Here is a 16,514-nt window from a genome sequence, read left to right on the forward strand (position 1 = left end):
CTGAAAAATACAATTTAATCTTTTCGCTGGCTAGCCCCCTGCTCCAACGCTTCAAGGATTGAACAATATGCGCTGCTGTGGGCAGTGCCACAACATGCATCATTTAATCTCTGTAACGAGCGCTGCATATGCTGAAGCTCTTTAATTTTGGACTCCACCTCTGTCAATCTCGATTGCACAATGCTCTTCGATTCCTGGCAGGTGTGATGCTCGGGATCGATTCGGATCGACAGTAGTTCACGGATAGTTTCCAGCGTGAAACCTAACTGTTTTGCATAACGGATAAACTTCAGGCGCTGCAAATCACTTTCACTATAAAGCCGAAAGCCTCCTTCAGTTCTGACTTCATGATCCATCATTTGCTGCTTTTCATAATAGCGGATGGTATCGGGCGTCACATCTGCCAGTCTGGCCAACTCTCCAATACGAAACATGATCATTCCTCATCAATTTTATGAAGCAATCTATCAGCATACTCTCCATGTAGGAAATCAGTACTCATTCCTGCATTCTGAAGTTTGAGCTCAAGTAATAGCAATTTCTTTCTGATACCTGTGTATTCAGGATGGCTATGACCTATCGATTTGAGTAAATCATTAAGCTCAATAGCATCCTTACGATGTTGAAGCTCGGGAGGTAAGCAACCAGAATTTATCAACAGACGCCAAGCCGCTCGTAATTCGAGTGGGATATGTGAATCATCATCAAGTTCGAGAGGCTTCCCTGACCCAGGTAGTGAATCAAACTCACCATTGCGTTGTGCATCAAGAATATGACGTTCTGCCCATTGATCAAGTAACCACATAATCAACTCTGCAATAACTGGAGATGTAATAAAGATATGCTGGAAAAGCACGGGAGGACGAATTTCAGATATAAAAAAACCGGGCAAGCCCGGTTTTTTCACGTTACTACAGATTACTCTGCAGCAGCTTCTGTTTGAGACTCGGCGCGATCAACCAGCTCGATGTAAGCCATCGGAGCATTGTCACCTGCACGGAAGCCACACTTAAGAATGCGAGTGTAACCACCAGTACGGGCTGCAAAACGCGGACCCAATTCATTAAACAGTTTTGCCACGATCTCGTTATCACGAGTGCGGGCGAATGCCAGACGACGATTAGCAACGCTATCAGTCTTGGCAAGAGTAATCAGCGGCTCAACTACGCGACGCAGCTCTTTCGCTTTAGGCAGAGTCGTCTTGATGATCTCATGACGAACCAGTGAACCTGCCATATTGCGGAACATAGCCTGGCGATGGCTGCTGTTGCGGTTCAGTTGACGACCACTCTTACGATGGCGCATGACCTTATCCTTCTCAGTAAAACCTTAACCTGTGATCCGGTTACTCGTCAGCGATGCTTGCCGGTGGCCAGTTTTCCAGGCGCATGCCCAGAGACAAACCACGGGAAGCCAGCACGTCTTTAATCTCGGTAAGAGATTTTTTACCCAAGTTAGGCGTTTTGAGCAGCTCAACTTCGGTACGCTGTACCAGATCACCGATATAGTGGATAGCTTCTGCCTTAAGGCAGTTAGCAGAGCGGACAGTCAATTCCAGATCGTCAACAGGGCGCAGCAGGATCGGATCGAACTCTGGTTTCTCTTCTTTAACTTCTGGTTGACGAACATCACGTAAGTCAACGAAAGCTTCAAGTTGTTCAGCCAGAATGGTTGCCGCACGACGAATCGCCTCTTCAGGATCGATTGTACCGTTGGTTTCCATTTCGATGACCAGCTTATCCAAGTCAGTACGCTGTTCTACACGCGCAGCTTCAACATTGTAGGCAATTCGCTCTACAGGGCTGTAGCAGGCGTCGACCAGCAGACGACCAATTGGGCGCTCATCTTCTTCCGAATGAATTCGGGCAGAGGCCGGCACATAACCGCGACCGCGCTGAACTTTGATACGCATACTAATAGATGCGTTCTCATCAGTCAGGTGGCAGATCACATGTTGCGGCTTGACGATTTCGACATCACCATCATGGGTGATATCGGCTGCAGTCACAGGGCCAATGCCAGACTTATTCAGAGTAAGAATAACATCATCTTTACCTTGAACTCTCACCGCCAGCCCTTTCAGGTTGAGCAGGATTTCCAGGATATCCTCCTGAACGCCTTCTTTGGTGCTGTACTCGTGTAGTACACCATCAATCTCAACCTCTGTCACCGCGCAACCCGGCATCGATGAGAGCAGAATACGGCGCAGTGCATTACCAAGAGTATGGCCAAAGCCACGCTCTAAAGGCTCAAGGGTCACCTTGGCGTGCGTCGAACTCACTTGCTCGATATCTACCAGGCGCGGTTTTAGAAACTCTGTCACAGAACCCTGCATTGTGTCCTCTCTTTGGTACTAAGCTTTACTTGGAGTAAAGCTCGACGATCAGGTGTTCGTTAATGTCCGCAGACAGATCAGTACGCTCAGGCTTACGCTTGAACACACCTTCCATCTTAGCAGCATCAACTTCCAGCCAGGTTGGCTTTTCACGCTGTTCAGCCAGCTCCAGAGCGGCCTTCACGCGAGATTGCTTTTTGGCTTTCTCACGGATGCTAACTACGTCATTCGGAGTTACCTGATAAGAAGCGATGTTAACAACGCGACCATTTACCATAACTGCTTTGTGGCTAACTAACTGACGTGATTCTGCACGAGTAGCGCCAAAGCCCATACGGTAAACAACGTTGTCCAGACGACCTTCAAGCAGAGCCAACAGGTTTTCACCGGTGTTGCCTTTCAGACGTGCTGCTTCTTTATAGTAGTTACGGAACTGACGCTCCAGAACACCGAACATGCGGCGAACTTTTTGCTTTTCACGCAACTGCACACCATAGTCAGACAGACGCGGTTTACGCGCACCGTGCTGGCCAGGAGCTTGTTCAATTTTACACTTGGTATCGATCGCGCGAACACCAGACTTCAGGAACAGGTCTGTGCCCTCGCGACGGCTCAGCTTGAGCTTAGGACCCAAATATCTTGCCATTTTCTTTCTCCAACATTCCTAAAAACGAGCGTTATACGCGACGTTTTTTCGGCGGACGACAACCGTTGTGAGGGATCGGAGTCACATCAGTAATATTAGTGATGCGGAAACCAGCGGCGTTCAGAGCACGAATAGTAGATTCGCGGCCTGGACCCGGTCCCTTAACCATAACTTCAAGGTTCTTGATACCGTATTCTTTCACAGCTTCTGCGCAACGCTCTGCTGCAACCTGAGCTGCGAACGGAGTGGACTTGCGAGAGCCACGGAAACCGGAACCACCGGCAGTTGCCCAACCCAATGCATTACCCTGACGATCAGTGATAGTAACGATTGTGTTGTTGAAAGAAGCATGGACATGAGCCACGCCGTCAGAGACTTGTTTTCTTACACGCTTACGTGCACGAACTGGTGCCTTTGCCATTATTCAATCACCCCGATTATTTCTTGATCGGTTTGCGCGGACCCTTACGGGTACGTGCGTTGGTCTTCGTACGCTGACCGCGTACTGGCAGACCACGACGATGACGCAAACCGCGATAGCAACCAAGGTCCATCAGACGCTTGATGCTCATACTCACTTCACGGCGCAGATCACCTTCAACGACAAATTTGGCAACTTCGTCACGCAGCGTGTCGATTTGTTCTTCAGACAGCTCTCTGATCTTAACATCTTCAGCGATACCCGCCGCAGCACAAATGGCCTTTGAACGAGTCTTGCCTACACCGTAGATCGAAGTTAAAGCGATCACGGTATGTTTTTGATCAGGAATGTTAATGCCTGCTATACGGGCCACTATGCACTCCTACTATTTAGATTATGCGTCCCATACCGAAAAGCCCGTTTTCAGGATACTCAAATGGAAACGCATAGACATACAAAAGATTGGCTGGCTAATCTAGCCAGCTCAACCCAACTTTGCAAGAAAAATATACGAGATAATCAGCCTTGACGCTGTTTATGCTTCGGTTCGGCGCTGCAAATCACGCGAATAACACCGTCACGCTTAACGATTTTGCAGTTACGACATAATTTCTTGACGGAAGCACGAACTTTCATTTTTACTCTCCGTAACTTCTCAAGCGACTATTAACGGCCGTAGCCTTTCAGATTCGCTTTCTTCAATGCAGACTCGTACTGACTAGACATCATCAGAGTTTGCACTTGAGCCATAAAGTCCATGATAACCACGACAACAATGAGCAGCGAGGTTCCACCGAAGTAGAAAGGCACTTTCATTGCATCACGCATGAACTCCGGGATTAGGCAGATAAAGGTAATGTACAACGCACCAACCAAGGTCAGGCGGGTCATCACTTTATCAATATACTTCGCCGTTTGTTCTCCCGGACGAATTCCTGGTACAAATGCACCGGACTTCTTCAGGTTATCTGCTGTTTCACGTGGGTTGAAAACCAACGCTGTGTAGAAGAAACAGAAGAAGATGATTGCAGACGCATAGAGTAACACATAAAGCGGTTGCCCAGGCTGCAAATACAGCGAAATTGTAGTCAGCCAGTTCCAACCGGTACCGCCCCCAAACCACGATGCAATCGTTGCTGGGAACAGAATAATACTGGAAGCAAAAATTGCTGGAATAACACCAGCCATATTCACTTTCAGCGGTAAATGCGTGCTCTGCGCAGCATAGACACGACGACCCTGTTGACGTTTTGCGTAGTTTACCACAATGCGGCGTTGACCACGTTCAACAAAAACAACGAAGAAGGTCACTGCGAATACTAGTACTGCAACCAACAGCAACAGAAGGAAGTGCAGGTCGCCTTGCCTTGCTTGTTCGATAGTATGGCCAACGGCCGGCGGCAAACCCGCAACAATACCAGCGAAGATTATGATTGAAATACCGTTGCCGATACCACGCTCAGTAATCTGTTCACCAAGCCACATAAGGAACATAGTCCCCGTGACAAGGCTCACAACAGCTGTGAAGTAGAATGCAAAGCCTGGGTTTAACACCAAGCCTTGCATACCAGGCATATTCGGTAAACCGGTAGCAATACCGATTGACTGGAATATTGCCAGCACCAGAGTGCCATAACGGGTGTACTGGCTGATCTTACGACGACCAGACTCCCCTTCTTTCTTCAACTCTGCTAACGCTGGATGAACCACCGTTAACAGCTGGATAATAATCGATGCCGAAATATACGGCATGATACCCAATGCAAAGATAGAAGCACGGCTGAGAGCACCACCAGAGAACATGTTAAACATTTCAATGATAGTGCCTCGCTGTTGCTCAAGCAGTTTGGCAAGTACAGCGGCATCAATACCAGGGATCGGAATAAAAGAGCCAATACGGAACACAATCAGCGCACCGATAACAAACATCAGTCTGCGTTTCAGCTCGCCAAACCCGCCTTTAGCACTTTGAAAATCTAATCCCGGTTGCTTTGCCATCTGCTACTTATTCCTCGATTTTACCGCCAGCAGCTTCGATAGCAGCACGAGCGCCTTTAGTGACACGCAGGCCGCGAACAGTTACCGGACGAGAAACCTCGCCAGACAGAATCACTTTCGCGAACTCGATCTGGATACCGATAATGTTTGCTGCTTTCAGCGTGTTCAGGTCAACTACGTCGCCTTCAACTTTCGCCAGATCGGAGAGACGAATCTCACCAGTGATCATTGCTTTGCGAGAGGTGAAACCGAATTTCGGCAGACGACGGTACAACGGCATCTGGCCACCTTCGAACCCACGACGTACGCCACCGCCAGAACGAGAGTTCTGACCTTTGTGACCACGACCGCCGGTTTTGCCGAGACCAGAACCGATACCACGACCCAGACGCTTTGAAGCGTGCTTAGACCCTTCGGCCGGAGACAGAGTATTTAAACGCATCTCTTACTCCTCAACTTTAACCATGTAGGAAACCGCGTTGACCATACCACGTACAGCAGGAGTATCCTCGCGCTCTACGGTGTGGCCAATACGACGCAGACCCAGGCCAAGCAGCGTTGCCTTGTGTTTCGGCAAACGACCGATCGCACTGCGGGTTTGTGTAATTTTAATAGTCTTTGCCATGGTCAATTACCCCAGAATTTCTTCAACGGATTTACCACGCTTGGCAGCGACCATTTCCGGAGACTTCATATTCGCCAGGCCATCAATAGTTGCACGAACCACGTTAATCGGGTTGGTGGAACCATATGCTTTAGCCAAAACGTTATGAACTCCAGCGACTTCCAGAACGGCGCGCATTGCACCACCGGCAATAATACCGGTACCCTGGGAAGCCGGCTGCATGAACACACGAGATCCTGTGTGCACACCTTTAACAGGGTGCTGCAGGGTGCCGTGGTTCAGCGCGACGTTAATCATGTTGCGACGGGCTTTTTCCATCGCTTTCTGGATAGCTGCTGGAACTTCACGCGCTTTTCCGTAACCAAAACCAATGCGACCGTTACCATCGCCAACCACTGTCAGTGCAGTGAAGGAGAAAATACGACCACCTTTAACGGTTTTAGATACGCGATTTACCGCGATCAGCTTTTCCTGCAGTTCGCCAGCTTGTTTTTCGATGTGAGCCATCTTACACCTCTACCTTAGAACTGAAGGCCAGCATCACGGGCAGCATCTGCCAGTGCCTGGACACGACCATGATATTGGAAACCAGCACGGTCAAAGGATACTTTCGTAATACCTTTTTCCAGTGCGCGCTCTGCAACAGCTTTACCCACAGCTGTAGCGGCGTCTTTATTTCCAGTGTACTTCAGTTGCTCAGCGATAGCTTTCTCTACAGTAGATGCAGCTACCAGGACTTCTGAACCGTTTGGTGCGATAACCTGTGCATAAATATGACGAGGCGTGCGGTGAATCACCAGACGAGTCGCACCCAGTTCTTTGAGCTTGTGACGTGCGCGGGTCGCACGACGGATACGAGCAGATTTCTTATCCATAGTGTTACCTTACTTCTTCTTAGCCTCTTTGGTACGCACGACTTCGTCGGCGTAACGAACACCCTTGCCTTTATAAGGCTCAGGACGACGGTAGGCGCGCAGATCAGCAGCCACTTGTCCAATCATCTGCTTATCAGCGCCTTTCAGCACGATTTCAGTTTGAGTTGGACATTCAGCAGTGATTCCCGCTGGCAGAGCATGTTCAACAGGATGAGAGAAGCCCAGGGCCAAACTCACCGCATTGCCTTTAACTGCTGCACGATAACCTACACCAACCAGCTGCAGCTTCTTAGTGAAGCCTTCGGTAACACCGATAACCATTGCATTTAACAGCGCACGAGTGGTACCCGCTTGGGCCCACGCGTTAGCAAAACCTTCGCGCGGAGCGAAAGTCAGTGCATTATCAGCGTGTTTAACTTCAACAGCATCGTTGATTGTACGAGTCAGCTCGCCGTTCTTACCTTTGATCGAAATAACCTGACCGTTGAGTTTTACCTCTACGCCAGCAGGAATAACGACCGGTGCTTTAGCAACACGAGACATTTTATTCCTCCAATTAGGCTACGTAGCAGATAATTTCGCCACCAAGACCAGCTTGGCGCGCTGCACGATCAGTCATAACACCTTTAGAGGTAGAAACGACAGCAATACCCATACCGGCCATAACTTTAGGCAGCTCATCTTTTTTCTTATAGATGCGCAGACCTGGGCGGCTGACTCGCTGAATGCTCTCTACCACAGCCTTGCCCTGGAAATACTTAAGAGTCAGTTCCAGTTCAGGCTTGATGTCGCCTTCGATTTTAAAATCTTCAATATAGCCTTCTTCTTTCAGCACGTTGGCAATTGCCAATTTCAGCTTGGAGGAAGGCATGGTGACCGCAACTTTATTCGCGGCTTGACCGTTACGGATACGGGTCAGCATATCCGCAATTGGATCTTGCATGCTCATCTGTCTTTACTCCCGTGATTCAATTGGATATTACCAGCTAGCCTTCTTCAAGCCAGGTACTTCACCGCGCATAGCGGCTTCACGAAGCTTGATACGGCTCAACCCGAATTTGCCCACATAACCATGCGGACGACCAGTTTGGCGGCAGCGGTTACGCTGACGGGACGGGCTGGAATCACGCGGCAGAGACTGCAGCTTAAGAACAGCATCCCAACGTTCTTCGTCGGATGAGTTCACACCAGAGATGATAGCTTTCAATTCCTCGCGTTTAGCGCGGTATTTGTCGGCCAGTTTCACGCGAACGACTTCGCGTGCTTTCATCGATTGCTTAGCCATTAGTAACCCTACCTTACTTACGGAATGGGAAGTTAAAGGCTGCCAGCAGAGCACGGCCTTCATCATCAGATTTCGCAGTAGTGGTAATGGTAATATCCAAACCACGAACGCGATCGACTTTGTCATAGTCGATTTCTGGGAAGATGATCTGCTCACGGACACCCATGCTGTAGTTACCACGGCCATCGAATGACTTAGCGGACAAGCCACGGAAGTCACGGATACGTGGTACAGCAATGGTGATCAGGCGCTCAAGAAACTCCCACATGCGTTCGCCACGCAGAGTTACTTTACAGCCGATCGGATAGCCCTGACGGATTTTGAAGCCTGCAACTGATTTGCGTGCTTTGGTGATCAACGGTTTTTGACCGGAGATTGCTGTCAAGTCAGCTGCTGCATTATCCAGCAGTTTCTTGTCAGCGATCGCTTCACCCACACCCATGTTCAGGGTGATCTTCTCGACCCGAGGGACTTGCATGACAGAATTGTAGTTAAACTCAGTCATGAGTTTTGTAACTACTTCGTCTTTGTAGTAATCATGCAGTTTCGCCATCGTACTACTCCAAATTACTTGATAGTTTCGCTGTTAGATTTGAAGAAACGGACTTTTTTGCCCTCTTCGAATCTAAAGCCTACACGGTCAGCCTTGCCGGTTGCCGCATTGAAGAGTGCAACGTTAGAAACTTGAATAGCAGCTTCTTTTTCAACGATGCCACCTGGTTGGTTCAGGGCCGGAACCGGCTTCTGATGTTTCTTAACCAGGTTGATACCTTCAACAATTAGCTTGCCGGAAGACAAGACATTCTTAACTTTACCGCGCTTACCTTTATCTTTACCGGTTAACACGATAACTTCGTCATCACGACGGATTTTAGCTGCCATGATTCGCTCCTTAGAGTACTTCTGGTGCCAGAGAGATAATTTTCATGAACTTTTCATTACGCAGTTCACGAGTTACCGGCCCAAAAATACGCGTGCCGATTGGTTGCTCGCTGTTATTGTTTAAAATAACGCATGCATTACCATCGAAGCGAATGACAGAACCGTCCGGGCGACGAACACCCTTCCTGGTGCGCACCACTACCGCTTTCAGGACATCGCCTTTCTTCACCTTACCACGAGGAATTGCTTCCTTGATGGTAATTTTGATGATGTCGCCGACGCCTGCGTAGCGACGGTGCGAGCCACCCAGAACCTTGATACACATTACGCGACGCGCGCCGGAGTTGTCGGCTACGGTCAGCATAGTCTGTTCTTGGATCATTTCAGTGCTCCGCTAATGTCAACTACTACTTCGGGACCCATAATTAGGTCGTTAAAAAGCCCCATAAACGAGGGCGCGGCATTATAACACCGGTTCCTGAATATGGGTAGAAAAAATAAACGGCTCATTTACTGAGCCGTTTATTCGTTAGACAAAGCTCACTGTATTACAGAACAGCTTTATCTACAACGCGAACAAGCGTCCAAGACTTAGTCTTAGACAGTGGACGGCATTCGCGGATTTCAACCACGTCACCGATACCACATTCATTGTTCTCGTCATGTACGTGCAGTTTGGTCGTACGTTTGATGAATTTACCGTAAATCGGGTGTTTCACCACACGTTCGATAGCAACAACAATGGATTTCTCCATTTTGTCACTAACAACGCGACCTTGCAGAGTACGGATTTTATCGGTCATTACGCACCCGCCTTCTGAGTCAATAAAGTCTTAACACGTGCAACATCACGACGCACTTGCTTCAGCAGGTGAGTCTGTTGCAGCTGGCCACTTGCTGCTTGCATACGCAGATTGAACTGCTCACGCAGCAAATTCAGCAGCTCGGTGTTCAGCTCTTCAACACTCTTTTCACGCAGCTCTTTTGCTTTCATTACATCACCGTCTTAGTTACAAAGGTGGTTTTAATCGGCAGTTTCGCTGCTGCCAGCTTGAATGCTTCACGGGCCAGCTCTTCTGGTACGCCGTCCATTTCATACAGGACTTTGCCAGGCTGAATCAAGGCAACCCAATACTCTACGTTGCCTTTACCTTTACCCATACGCACTTCAAGCGGCTTTTCGGTGATCGGTTTGTCCGGGAATACACGGATCCAGATCTTACCCTGACGCTTAACTGCACGGGTCATTGCACGACGTGCTGCTTCGATCTGACGTGCAGTCAGACGACCACGGCCAACAGCTTTCAGACCGAAAGTGCCGAAGCTAACATCCGTACCAGCAGCCAGACCACGGTTGCGGCCTTTGTGCACTTTACGGAATTTTGTACGCTTTGGTTGTAACACAGCGACTCTCCTTACTTACGGCCTTTACGCTGCTGCTTTTTAGGTTGAGCAGCCGGTTTTTCCGGTTGTTCAACAGCAGCCATCCCACCCAGGATCTCACCTTTGAAGATCCACACTTTAACGCCAATTACACCATAAGTGGTGTGCGCTTCAGAGGTGTTGTAGTCAATGTCAGCACGCAGAGTGTGCAACGGCACGCGACCTTCACGATACCATTCGGTACGTGCGATCTCGGCGCCGCCCAGACGGCCGCTAACTTCAACTTTGATACCTTTAGCGCCCAGACGCATGGCATTCTGTACAGCACGCTTCATAGCACGACGGAACATAACACGACGTTCCAGCTGTGAAGTGATGCTATCAGCAACCAATTTTGCGTCCAGTTCAGGCTTACGAACTTCGGCGATATTGATCTGTGCAGGAACGCCAGCGATATCCGCTACGACCTTGCGCAGTTTTTCTACGTCTTCGCCTTTCTTACCGATTACGATGCCAGGGCGAGCAGTGTGAATAGTCACACGGATGCTCTTAGCTGGACGCTCGATAACGATACGAGATACAGACGCCTTCGCCAGTTCCTTAGTCAGGTACTGACGAACTTTAAAATCGCTGTCCAGGTTGTCAGCGAATTCTTTGGTGTTCGCAAACCAAGTAGAGTTCCAAGGTTTTACAATACCCAGGCGAATACCATTAGGATGTACTTTCTGACCCATTGCTAGTCTCCAGAGTCTCAGCGATCGGACACAACCACAGTAATGTGGCTGGTGCGCTTCAGGATGCGATCTGCACGACCTTTTGCACGCGGCATAATGCGCTTCATGCTTGGGCCTGCGTCTACGAAGATTTTCGCGACTTTCAGATCGTCAATGTCAGCGCCATCGTTGTGTTCAGCGTTAGCAATGGCAGATTCCAGAACTTTCTTGACCAATACCGCAGCTTTCTTGTTGGTGAAGGTCAAAATTTCCAGTGCCTGCGACACTTTCTTACCGCGAATAAGGTCTGCAACAAGGCGAACCTTTTGAGCAGAAGAACGAGCGTGGCGATGTTGAGCTAAAGTTTCCATCTCTTCCTCCTACTTATTTCTTCTTGGCTTTTTTATCAGCAGCATGGCCGCGATAAGTACGTGTCGGTGCAAATTCACCCAGTTTGTGACCGACCATCTCGTCGGAAACAAATACCGGAACATGCTGACGACCATTATGGACAGCGATGGTCAAACCGATCATGTTAGGAAAGATCGTTGAACGACGGGACCAAGTGCGCAGGGGCTTCTTGTCACCGCTTTCCACCGCTTTCTCTACCTTCTTCAGCAAGTGCAGGTCAATAAAAGGACCTTTCTTGAGAGAACGTGGCATGGCTTATCCTCTAAAATTATTTGCTACGGCGACGTACGATGAATTTATCAGTACGCTTGTTGCTGCGGGTCTTCTTACCTTTGGTCTGAACGCCCCACGGAGTTACCGGGTGCTTACCAAAGTTACGACCTTCACCACCACCGTGTGGGTGGTCGACTGGGTTCATCGCAGTACCGCGAACGGTAGGACGAACACCACGCCAGCGAGCAGCACCTGCTTTACCCAGAACGCGGAGCATATGCTCAGAGTTACCGACTTCGCCCATGGTTGCACGGCAGTCAGCTTCGACTTTACGCATTTCACCAGAACGCAGACGCAGAGTAACGTAAGCACCATCACGTGCAACGATCTGCACATAGGTACCAGCAGAACGTGCAAGCTGACCGCCTTTACCTGGTTTCATTTCTACGTTATGAACGGTAGAACCAACCGGGATATTGCGCATCGGCAGGGTGTTACCTGCTTTGATTGCAGCATCAACGCCAGATTGAATCTGGTCGCCAGCTTTCAGGCCTTTAGGGGCCAGGATGTAACGGCGTTCGCCATCTTTGTACAGAACCAGTGCGATATTCGCAGAACGGTTCGGATCGTACTCAAGACGTTCAACAACTGCCGGGATACCGTCTTTGTTGCGTTTAAAGTCAACAATACGATAAGCCTGCTTGTGACCACCACCGATGTGACGAGTAGTGATACGACCATTGTTGTTGCGGCCACCGGATTTGCTGTTTTTTTCAACCAGCGGAGCAAATGGTTTGCCCTTATGCAGCTCAGGGTTGACCACTTTAACTACGTGGCGACGACCCGGAGATGTCGGTTTACATTTAACAACTGCCATTGTTTTTCTCCTCCGACTTACTCAGCGCCGCCGACGAAGTCCAGATTCTGGCCTTCCTTCAGGGTGACGTAAGCTTTTTTCCAGTCGCTACGACGACCGATACGCTGTCCATGACGCTTAGTTTTACCTTTAACAAGCAAGGTATTAACGCCTTTAACTTCAACTTCGAACAGTTTCTCAACAGCAGCAACGATCTCTGCTTTGGTCGCGTCTTTTGCAACTTTGAGAACGATGGTATTAGTTTTTTCCATCGCCATAGATGCTTTTTCAGATACGTGCGGCGCGCGCAGTACTTTCAGCAGACGTTCTTCACGGATCATGCCAGCATCTCCTCAACTTGCTTAACTGCATCAGCAGTCATAACGACTTTGTCGAAGGCGATCAGGCTAACTGGATCGATTGTTGCTGCGTCGCGCACGTCAACCTTATGCAGGTTACGCGCAGCCAGGAACAGATTCTCATCCAGTTCGCCAGTTACGATCAGCACATCTTCCAGGGCCATGTCTTTCAGTTTCTGAGCAAGCAGCTTAGTTTTAGGCGCTTCAACAGAGAACTGTTCGACAACGATCAGACGATCCTGACGTACCAGTTCGGACAGAATGCTTTTCAGCGCTCCGCGGTACATCTTTTTGTTAACTTTTTGACTGTGGTCCTGCGGGCGAGCAGCGAAGGTTACGCCACCGGAACGCCAGATCGGGCTCTTGATAGAACCTGAACGCGCACGGCCGGTACCTTTCTGGCGCCACGGCTTTTTGCCGGAACCAGTTACTTCAGCACGGGTCTTCTGAGCACGAGTACCTTGACGGGCACCAGCTGCATAAGCAACTACAACCTGGTGTACCAGCGCTTCGTTGAAATCACGACCGAAGGTAGTTTCGGAAACAGTCAGCGCGCTTTGCGCGTCTTTCAATACTAATTCCATTGCTATCTCCTCACGCCTTCACAGCTGGTTTAACAATAAGGTCGCTACCGGTTGCACCCGGAACTGCACCCTTAACCAGCAGCAGGTTGCGCTCAGCGTCAACGCGTACTACATCCAGGCTCTGAACAGTTACACGTTCGTTGCCCAGTTGGCCTGCCATTTTCTTGCCTTTGAACACTTTGCCCGGAGTCTGGTTCTGACCGATAGAACCCGGAACGCGGTGAGACAAGGAGTTACCGTGTGTAGCGTCTTGGGTACGGAAGTTCCAGCGCTTAACGGTACCTGCGAAACCTTTACCTTTAGAGGTGCCAGTTACGTCAACTTTTTTAACTTCAGCAAACAGCTCAACGCTAACGTCTTGACCTACAGTGAACTCTTCGCCTTCTGCAAGACGGAATTCCCAAAGGCCACGGCCAGCTTCTACGCCAGCTTTAGCGAAGTGACCAGCTTCCGGCTTAGTTACACGGCTAGCTTTTTTAGCGCCAGTGGTAACTTGAACAGCACGGTAGCCATCGTTAGCCAGATCTTTGACCTGAGTAACACGGTTTGCTTCTACTTCGATCACGGTTACTGGGATAGAAACGCCGTCTTCAGTGAAGATACGGGTCATACCCAATTTTTTACCGACTAAACCAATCATTGTTTCAACCTCTCAATCGTCAATGACCTGATTAACCCAGGCTGATCTGCACGTCAACACCAGCAGCCAGATCCAGACGCATCAGAGCATCAACGGTTTTCTCAGTTGGCTCAACGATGTCAACCAGACGCTTGTGAGTGCGAATTTCGTACTGATCACGCGCGTCTTTGTTGACGTGCGGAGAGATCAGAACGGTAAAGCGCTCTTTGCGGGTCGGCAGCGGGATCGGACCACGTACTTGCGCACCAGTGCGCTTAGCAGTCTCGACGATTTCCGCAGTTGATTGATCAATCAGACGATGATCAAACGCTTTAAGACGGATACGGATTCTTTGGCTCTGCATGAGACCATAGCTCCAATTATTTTATAGACGAAAAAAATCACTACTCACACCCATTACGATTGATGGGGGAGTGTAATCGTTCATACATAGTTCCCCAATTGGGAACATTGTCGACAGCAACTTCACTGCCAGGCTCGTATTGAGCCAGCCGTCGATTAAGACAGGCCCGCGCATTATACGTAAATCTGCCCCTGAATCAAGCCATGGATACGAATTAAACAATCTTTTATGCAAGGGTACGGCACACCTTCAACTCTAGAGGTAAAAATGACTAGCCATAGAATCTTCCCTGGGGGACTGCTCGCACCTGAATAATCTTCATTTTGTTTTCACATTGATATTAATTTAGTGTTGTAAATCATCTCACTGCAGAGTCATCAATGCGTATGTTTACATCCCCTACCCTATTCGAACTGCCCTTTCTCGCACTCTATATTGGGCTTTTGCTACGGCTAGCCTGGATGGATTATCGATGCATGTTGCTCCCGGATAATCTGACCTACTCTTTGTTATGGTCTGGGTTACTGTATCAGCTGTTTTTTATACCCGAGAATTTAGCAACATCAGTACTTGGCGCTATTTGCGGGTATGTCAGTTTGTGGGGGTTGTACTGGATTTATTTTTATTGGAGAAACTGTGAAGGCATCGGCTACGGCGATATGAAGCTTTTGGCTGCCTTAGGAGCATGGCATGGATGGCAGAGTTTGGGGTGGATATTGTTCACAGCCTCATCATTGGGCCTGTTTTCAGTGTTAATAAAAAAGTTACTAAGAAAGAACAGAATGTCACTGACTACCACTCCGCTACCCTTTGGCCCATACCTTGCGATAGCGGGTGGTTCAGCAGGATGGATATATTCCTCCTTCCCACTGTTTAAAGAACTCAATTTCCTTCTTTGATTTGCGACTGAATATAATTCTGCAAACCAATTTTAGAGATGAGATCTAATTCAGTTTCCAACCAATCGATATGATGCTCTTCCTCTGCAAGAATTTGGATCAGCATGTCTCGACTGACATAGTCATGAATGGTATCTGCGTAAGCAATGGCTTCACGCAAATCTTTGGCACCTTCCATTTCTAACTTAAGGTCAGATTGAAGCATTTCTTCAACATCTTCACCAATATGGAGCTTGCCTAAATCTTGCAGATTTGGAATGCCTTCGAGAAATAAAATACGCTCGATGTACTTATCGGCATGTTTCATTTCATCAATGGATTCGTGGTACTCAACTTCGTTGAGGCGCATCAGGCCCCAGTTTTTGAACATTCTCGCATGGAGAAAATACTGATTTATCGCGACAAGCTCGTTTCCCAACAATTTATTGAGATAATTTATTATCTTAGTATCACCTTTCATTTTTTACTCCCTCCGCTTCCACTACATGAAGCGTAGATGTAGCACGGAGTAAGTCAAAAAAAAGTGACCGTCTTAGGCAATCTCTTTAAATTCTGGGATCTGCAATAGCTCTTCTTGCATAATTTCTCGTGCTGCGCGAATGCATTTGCCACATTGGTTCCCCACTGGCACAAACTTGCGAAGCTGCTGGAAAGATTGTGGATGAAACTGGCGCACTGCCTGCCGAATTTTTTTATCACTTACACCATTACACAAACAAACGTACATAAGCACTCCCGTTCAAATTACGCGCAAAGTGTAAATGAGAATAGTTATGATTACAATAGCACACCCATGTTGCTTGAGTGAGTAAGCGGCAAAAATAGCAAAAAAAAAGAGCGCCTAAGCGCTCTTTTTTCATACAAAGGTATCAGCGATTAAGCGATAACTTTAGCAACAACGCCCGCGCCTACAGTACGGCCGCCTTCACGGATTGCGAAACGCAGACCGTCGTCCATCGCGATTGGGTGGATCAGGGTAACAACCATTTTGATGTTGTCGCCCGGCATTACCATCTCAACGCCTTCTGGCAGTTCGATGGTGCCAG

General features: G+C 48.6%; 34 protein-coding genes. 1 reads left to right on the forward strand and 33 read right to left on the reverse strand.

Annotated features, from left to right (window positions below; all coding sequences use genetic code 11):
* Positions 1–14: 14 nt before the first annotated feature.
* From zntR to rpsJ, 30 genes are all read right to left on the reverse strand, one after another.
* Positions 15–434 (reverse strand): Zn(2+)-responsive transcriptional regulator, encoded by a 420-nt coding sequence (gene zntR / locus LVQ76_RS21730; RefSeq protein ID WP_232863768.1) that lies wholly within the window; start codon positions 432–434, stop codon positions 15–17.
* A 2-nt stretch (positions 435–436) separates the two neighbouring features.
* Entirely contained in the window at positions 437–805 is a 369-nt protein-coding gene (locus LVQ76_RS21735; protein ID WP_232864018.1) for a DnaJ family domain-containing protein, read from the reverse strand.
* Between the two features lie 113 nt (positions 806–918).
* On the reverse strand, positions 919–1,305 hold the full coding sequence (rplQ, locus tag LVQ76_RS21740; RefSeq protein ID WP_034461760.1) for a 50S ribosomal protein L17: 387 nt from the start codon (positions 1,303–1,305) through the stop codon (positions 919–921).
* 40 nt (positions 1,306–1,345) lie between these two features.
* Positions 1,346–2,335 carry a DNA-directed RNA polymerase subunit alpha gene (locus LVQ76_RS21745; protein WP_034461761.1) on the reverse strand — a complete coding sequence of 330 codons (990 nt, stop codon included), beginning with the start codon at positions 2,333–2,335 and terminating at the stop codon, positions 1,346–1,348.
* A gap of 25 nt (positions 2,336–2,360) precedes the next feature.
* Positions 2,361–2,981, reverse strand: coding sequence for a 30S ribosomal protein S4 (gene rpsD, locus LVQ76_RS21750; RefSeq protein WP_034461762.1), 621 nt, complete (start codon positions 2,979–2,981; stop codon positions 2,361–2,363).
* 31 nt (positions 2,982–3,012) lie between these two features.
* The gene (gene rpsK / locus LVQ76_RS21755) at positions 3,013–3,402 is read right to left on the reverse strand and encodes a 30S ribosomal protein S11 (protein WP_004138423.1); all 390 of its coding nucleotides are present in this window, start codon (positions 3,400–3,402) and stop codon (positions 3,013–3,015) included.
* A gap of 16 nt (positions 3,403–3,418) precedes the next feature.
* Entirely contained in the window at positions 3,419–3,775 is a 357-nt protein-coding gene (gene rpsM / locus LVQ76_RS21760; protein WP_034461763.1) for a 30S ribosomal protein S13, read from the reverse strand.
* Positions 3,776–3,921: 146 nt separating this feature from the next.
* Positions 3,922–4,038 carry a 50S ribosomal protein L36 gene (rpmJ, locus tag LVQ76_RS21765; RefSeq protein ID WP_000868187.1) on the reverse strand — a complete coding sequence of 39 codons (117 nt, stop codon included), beginning with the start codon at positions 4,036–4,038 and terminating at the stop codon, positions 3,922–3,924.
* Between the two features lie 30 nt (positions 4,039–4,068).
* Positions 4,069–5,400 carry a preprotein translocase subunit SecY gene (secY, locus tag LVQ76_RS21770; RefSeq protein ID WP_034461764.1) on the reverse strand — a complete coding sequence of 444 codons (1,332 nt, stop codon included), beginning with the start codon at positions 5,398–5,400 and terminating at the stop codon, positions 4,069–4,071.
* A 7-nt stretch (positions 5,401–5,407) separates the two neighbouring features.
* Positions 5,408–5,842 carry a 50S ribosomal protein L15 gene (gene rplO, locus LVQ76_RS21775; protein ID WP_034461765.1) on the reverse strand — a complete coding sequence of 145 codons (435 nt, stop codon included), beginning with the start codon at positions 5,840–5,842 and terminating at the stop codon, positions 5,408–5,410.
* 3 nt (positions 5,843–5,845) lie between these two features.
* A complete protein-coding gene (rpmD, locus tag LVQ76_RS21780) occupies positions 5,846–6,025 on the reverse strand; it encodes a 50S ribosomal protein L30 (protein WP_004846568.1) in 180 nt (59 codons plus the stop codon).
* A gap of 6 nt (positions 6,026–6,031) precedes the next feature.
* Positions 6,032–6,532: a 30S ribosomal protein S5 gene (rpsE, locus tag LVQ76_RS21785; RefSeq protein ID WP_034461766.1), complete on the reverse strand. Its 501-nt coding sequence runs from the start codon at positions 6,530–6,532 to the stop codon at positions 6,032–6,034.
* A 14-nt stretch (positions 6,533–6,546) separates the two neighbouring features.
* Positions 6,547–6,900: a 50S ribosomal protein L18 gene (gene rplR / locus LVQ76_RS21790; protein WP_034461768.1), complete on the reverse strand. Its 354-nt coding sequence runs from the start codon at positions 6,898–6,900 to the stop codon at positions 6,547–6,549.
* 9 nt (positions 6,901–6,909) lie between these two features.
* Positions 6,910–7,443: a 50S ribosomal protein L6 gene (gene rplF, locus LVQ76_RS21795; RefSeq protein WP_034461769.1), complete on the reverse strand. Its 534-nt coding sequence runs from the start codon at positions 7,441–7,443 to the stop codon at positions 6,910–6,912.
* Positions 7,444–7,456: 13 nt separating this feature from the next.
* Positions 7,457–7,849, reverse strand: coding sequence for a 30S ribosomal protein S8 (rpsH, locus tag LVQ76_RS21800; protein WP_034461770.1), 393 nt, complete (start codon positions 7,847–7,849; stop codon positions 7,457–7,459).
* Positions 7,850–7,879: 30 nt separating this feature from the next.
* The gene (rpsN, locus tag LVQ76_RS21805) at positions 7,880–8,185 is read right to left on the reverse strand and encodes a 30S ribosomal protein S14 (protein WP_034461771.1); all 306 of its coding nucleotides are present in this window, start codon (positions 8,183–8,185) and stop codon (positions 7,880–7,882) included.
* A 13-nt stretch (positions 8,186–8,198) separates the two neighbouring features.
* Positions 8,199–8,738 carry a 50S ribosomal protein L5 gene (gene rplE, locus LVQ76_RS21810; protein WP_034461772.1) on the reverse strand — a complete coding sequence of 180 codons (540 nt, stop codon included), beginning with the start codon at positions 8,736–8,738 and terminating at the stop codon, positions 8,199–8,201.
* Between the two features lie 14 nt (positions 8,739–8,752).
* Entirely contained in the window at positions 8,753–9,067 is a 315-nt protein-coding gene (rplX, locus tag LVQ76_RS21815) for a 50S ribosomal protein L24 (RefSeq protein WP_034461774.1), read from the reverse strand.
* Positions 9,068–9,077: 10 nt separating this feature from the next.
* Entirely contained in the window at positions 9,078–9,449 is a 372-nt protein-coding gene (rplN, locus tag LVQ76_RS21820) for a 50S ribosomal protein L14 (protein WP_002438705.1), read from the reverse strand.
* Between the two features lie 166 nt (positions 9,450–9,615).
* Positions 9,616–9,870, reverse strand: a complete 255-nt coding sequence (rpsQ, locus tag LVQ76_RS21825) for a 30S ribosomal protein S17 (RefSeq protein ID WP_034461775.1) — start codon at positions 9,868–9,870, stop codon at positions 9,616–9,618.
* Positions 9,870–10,061: a 50S ribosomal protein L29 gene (gene rpmC, locus LVQ76_RS21830; protein ID WP_008457158.1), complete on the reverse strand. Its 192-nt coding sequence runs from the start codon at positions 10,059–10,061 to the stop codon at positions 9,870–9,872. Before rpmC ends, rpsQ begins: the two co-directional genes overlap by 1 nt.
* Positions 10,061–10,471 carry a 50S ribosomal protein L16 gene (gene rplP, locus LVQ76_RS21835; RefSeq protein ID WP_008927134.1) on the reverse strand — a complete coding sequence of 137 codons (411 nt, stop codon included), beginning with the start codon at positions 10,469–10,471 and terminating at the stop codon, positions 10,061–10,063. Before rplP ends, rpmC begins: the two co-directional genes overlap by 1 nt.
* An 11-nt stretch (positions 10,472–10,482) precedes the next feature.
* Positions 10,483–11,184 (reverse strand): 30S ribosomal protein S3, encoded by a 702-nt coding sequence (gene rpsC, locus LVQ76_RS21840; RefSeq protein ID WP_000529945.1) that lies wholly within the window; start codon positions 11,182–11,184, stop codon positions 10,483–10,485.
* A gap of 17 nt (positions 11,185–11,201) precedes the next feature.
* Positions 11,202–11,534, reverse strand: a complete 333-nt coding sequence (gene rplV, locus LVQ76_RS21845; protein WP_034461779.1) for a 50S ribosomal protein L22 — start codon at positions 11,532–11,534, stop codon at positions 11,202–11,204.
* A 13-nt stretch (positions 11,535–11,547) separates the two neighbouring features.
* The gene (gene rpsS, locus LVQ76_RS21850) at positions 11,548–11,826 is read right to left on the reverse strand and encodes a 30S ribosomal protein S19 (protein ID WP_001138115.1); all 279 of its coding nucleotides are present in this window, start codon (positions 11,824–11,826) and stop codon (positions 11,548–11,550) included.
* Between the two features lie 16 nt (positions 11,827–11,842).
* A complete protein-coding gene (gene rplB, locus LVQ76_RS21855; RefSeq protein WP_034461780.1) occupies positions 11,843–12,664 on the reverse strand; it encodes a 50S ribosomal protein L2 in 822 nt (273 codons plus the stop codon).
* A 17-nt stretch (positions 12,665–12,681) separates the two neighbouring features.
* Positions 12,682–12,984, reverse strand: coding sequence for a 50S ribosomal protein L23 (rplW, locus tag LVQ76_RS21860; RefSeq protein WP_034461781.1), 303 nt, complete (start codon positions 12,982–12,984; stop codon positions 12,682–12,684).
* A complete protein-coding gene (gene rplD, locus LVQ76_RS21865; protein ID WP_034461782.1) occupies positions 12,981–13,586 on the reverse strand; it encodes a 50S ribosomal protein L4 in 606 nt (201 codons plus the stop codon). The genes rplW and rplD overlap by 4 nt, the downstream gene beginning before the upstream one ends.
* 10 nt (positions 13,587–13,596) lie before the next feature.
* A complete protein-coding gene (gene rplC, locus LVQ76_RS21870; RefSeq protein WP_064514251.1) occupies positions 13,597–14,226 on the reverse strand; it encodes a 50S ribosomal protein L3 in 630 nt (209 codons plus the stop codon).
* Positions 14,227–14,257: 31 nt separating this feature from the next.
* Positions 14,258–14,569 carry a 30S ribosomal protein S10 gene (gene rpsJ, locus LVQ76_RS21875; protein WP_034461784.1) on the reverse strand — a complete coding sequence of 104 codons (312 nt, stop codon included), beginning with the start codon at positions 14,567–14,569 and terminating at the stop codon, positions 14,258–14,260.
* Between the two features lie 386 nt (positions 14,570–14,955).
* Here rpsJ and LVQ76_RS21880 point away from each other — a divergent pair, with 386 nt between their 5' ends.
* Positions 14,956–15,468 carry a prepilin peptidase gene (locus tag LVQ76_RS21880; protein ID WP_232922449.1) on the forward strand — a complete coding sequence of 171 codons (513 nt, stop codon included), beginning with the start codon at positions 14,956–14,958 and terminating at the stop codon, positions 15,466–15,468.
* Here the strand turns inward: LVQ76_RS21880 and bfr are convergent.
* The 3 genes from bfr to LVQ76_RS21895 all read right to left on the reverse strand — a co-directional run.
* Positions 15,452–15,928 (reverse strand): bacterioferritin, encoded by a 477-nt coding sequence (gene bfr, locus LVQ76_RS21885; RefSeq protein ID WP_064514255.1) that lies wholly within the window; start codon positions 15,926–15,928, stop codon positions 15,452–15,454. The genes LVQ76_RS21880 and bfr overlap by 17 nt on opposite strands.
* Positions 15,929–16,000: 72 nt before the next feature.
* Positions 16,001–16,195, reverse strand: coding sequence for a bacterioferritin-associated ferredoxin (gene bfd, locus LVQ76_RS21890; RefSeq protein WP_034461786.1), 195 nt, complete (start codon positions 16,193–16,195; stop codon positions 16,001–16,003).
* A 149-nt stretch (positions 16,196–16,344) separates the two neighbouring features.
* A partial coding sequence (locus LVQ76_RS21895; protein ID WP_491009102.1) for an EF-Tu C-terminal domain-related protein occupies positions 16,345–16,514 on the reverse strand: 170 nt, incomplete at its 5' end.

Source organism: Buttiauxella cochleicola, from assembly GCF_021283185.1.
Lineage (GTDB): Bacteria > Pseudomonadota > Gammaproteobacteria > Enterobacterales > Enterobacteriaceae > Buttiauxella > Buttiauxella massiliensis.

Bases quoted from the DNA above. Each gene is read 5' to 3' on its own strand.
- rplC (WP_064514251.1), bottom strand. From the start codon at position 14,226: ATGATTGGTTTAGTCGGTAAAAAATTGGGTATGACCCGTATCTTCACT.
- rpsH (WP_034461770.1), bottom strand. From the start codon at position 7,849: ATGAGCATGCAAGATCCAATTGCGGATATGCTGACCCGTATCCGTAAC.
- rplE (WP_034461772.1), bottom strand. From the start codon at position 8,738: ATGGCGAAACTGCATGATTACTACAAAGACGAAGTAGTTACAAAACTC.
- rplD (WP_034461782.1), bottom strand. From the start codon at position 13,586: ATGGAATTAGTATTGAAAGACGCGCAAAGCGCGCTGACTGTTTCCGAA.
- rpsN (WP_034461771.1), bottom strand. From the start codon at position 8,185: ATGGCTAAGCAATCGATGAAAGCACGCGAAGTCGTTCGCGTGAAACTG.
- rpsJ (WP_034461784.1), bottom strand. From the start codon at position 14,569: ATGCAGAGCCAAAGAATCCGTATCCGTCTTAAAGCGTTTGATCATCGT.
- rplB (WP_034461780.1), bottom strand. From the start codon at position 12,664: ATGGCAGTTGTTAAATGTAAACCGACATCTCCGGGTCGTCGCCACGTA.
- rplF (WP_034461769.1), bottom strand. From the start codon at position 7,443: ATGTCTCGTGTTGCTAAAGCACCGGTCGTTATTCCTGCTGGCGTAGAG.
- rplQ (WP_034461760.1), bottom strand. From the start codon at position 1,305: ATGCGCCATCGTAAGAGTGGTCGTCAACTGAACCGCAACAGCAGCCAT.
- rplX (WP_034461774.1), bottom strand. From the start codon at position 9,067: ATGGCAGCTAAAATCCGTCGTGATGACGAAGTTATCGTGTTAACCGGT.
- rplO (WP_034461765.1), bottom strand. From the start codon at position 5,842: ATGCGTTTAAATACTCTGTCTCCGGCCGAAGGGTCTAAGCACGCTTCA.
- rplR (WP_034461768.1), bottom strand. From the start codon at position 6,900: ATGGATAAGAAATCTGCTCGTATCCGTCGTGCGACCCGCGCACGTCAC.
- bfd (WP_034461786.1), bottom strand. From the start codon at position 16,195: ATGTACGTTTGTTTGTGTAATGGTGTAAGTGATAAAAAAATTCGGCAG.
- rplN (WP_002438705.1), bottom strand. From the start codon at position 9,449: ATGATCCAAGAACAGACTATGCTGACCGTAGCCGACAACTCCGGCGCG.
- rpsC (WP_000529945.1), bottom strand. From the start codon at position 11,184: ATGGGTCAGAAAGTACATCCTAATGGTATTCGCCTGGGTATTGTAAAA.
- rpsQ (WP_034461775.1), bottom strand. From the start codon at position 9,870: ATGACCGATAAAATCCGTACTCTGCAAGGTCGCGTTGTTAGTGACAAA.
- secY (WP_034461764.1), bottom strand. From the start codon at position 5,400: ATGGCAAAGCAACCGGGATTAGATTTTCAAAGTGCTAAAGGCGGGTTT.
- LVQ76_RS21880 (WP_232922449.1), top strand. From the start codon at position 14,956: ATGTTTACATCCCCTACCCTATTCGAACTGCCCTTTCTCGCACTCTAT.
- rplW (WP_034461781.1), bottom strand. From the start codon at position 12,984: ATGATCCGTGAAGAACGTCTGCTGAAAGTACTGCGCGCGCCGCACGTA.
- rpsS (WP_001138115.1), bottom strand. From the start codon at position 11,826: ATGCCACGTTCTCTCAAGAAAGGTCCTTTTATTGACCTGCACTTGCTG.
- rpmC (WP_008457158.1), bottom strand. From the start codon at position 10,061: ATGAAAGCAAAAGAGCTGCGTGAAAAGAGTGTTGAAGAGCTGAACACC.
- rpsD (WP_034461762.1), bottom strand. From the start codon at position 2,981: ATGGCAAGATATTTGGGTCCTAAGCTCAAGCTGAGCCGTCGCGAGGGC.
- rplV (WP_034461779.1), bottom strand. From the start codon at position 11,534: ATGGAAACTTTAGCTCAACATCGCCACGCTCGTTCTTCTGCTCAAAAG.
- rpmJ (WP_000868187.1), bottom strand. From the start codon at position 4,038: ATGAAAGTTCGTGCTTCCGTCAAGAAATTATGTCGTAACTGCAAAATC.
- rpmD (WP_004846568.1), bottom strand. From the start codon at position 6,025: ATGGCAAAGACTATTAAAATTACACAAACCCGCAGTGCGATCGGTCGT.
- rpsK (WP_004138423.1), bottom strand. From the start codon at position 3,402: ATGGCAAAGGCACCAGTTCGTGCACGTAAGCGTGTAAGAAAACAAGTC.
- zntR (WP_232863768.1), bottom strand. From the start codon at position 434: ATGTTTCGTATTGGAGAGTTGGCCAGACTGGCAGATGTGACGCCCGAT.
- rpsE (WP_034461766.1), bottom strand. From the start codon at position 6,532: ATGGCTCACATCGAAAAACAAGCTGGCGAACTGCAGGAAAAGCTGATC.
- LVQ76_RS21745 (WP_034461761.1), bottom strand. From the start codon at position 2,335: ATGCAGGGTTCTGTGACAGAGTTTCTAAAACCGCGCCTGGTAGATATC.
- LVQ76_RS21735 (WP_232864018.1), bottom strand. From the start codon at position 805: ATGTGGTTACTTGATCAATGGGCAGAACGTCATATTCTTGATGCACAA.
- bfr (WP_064514255.1), bottom strand. From the start codon at position 15,928: ATGAAAGGTGATACTAAGATAATAAATTATCTCAATAAATTGTTGGGA.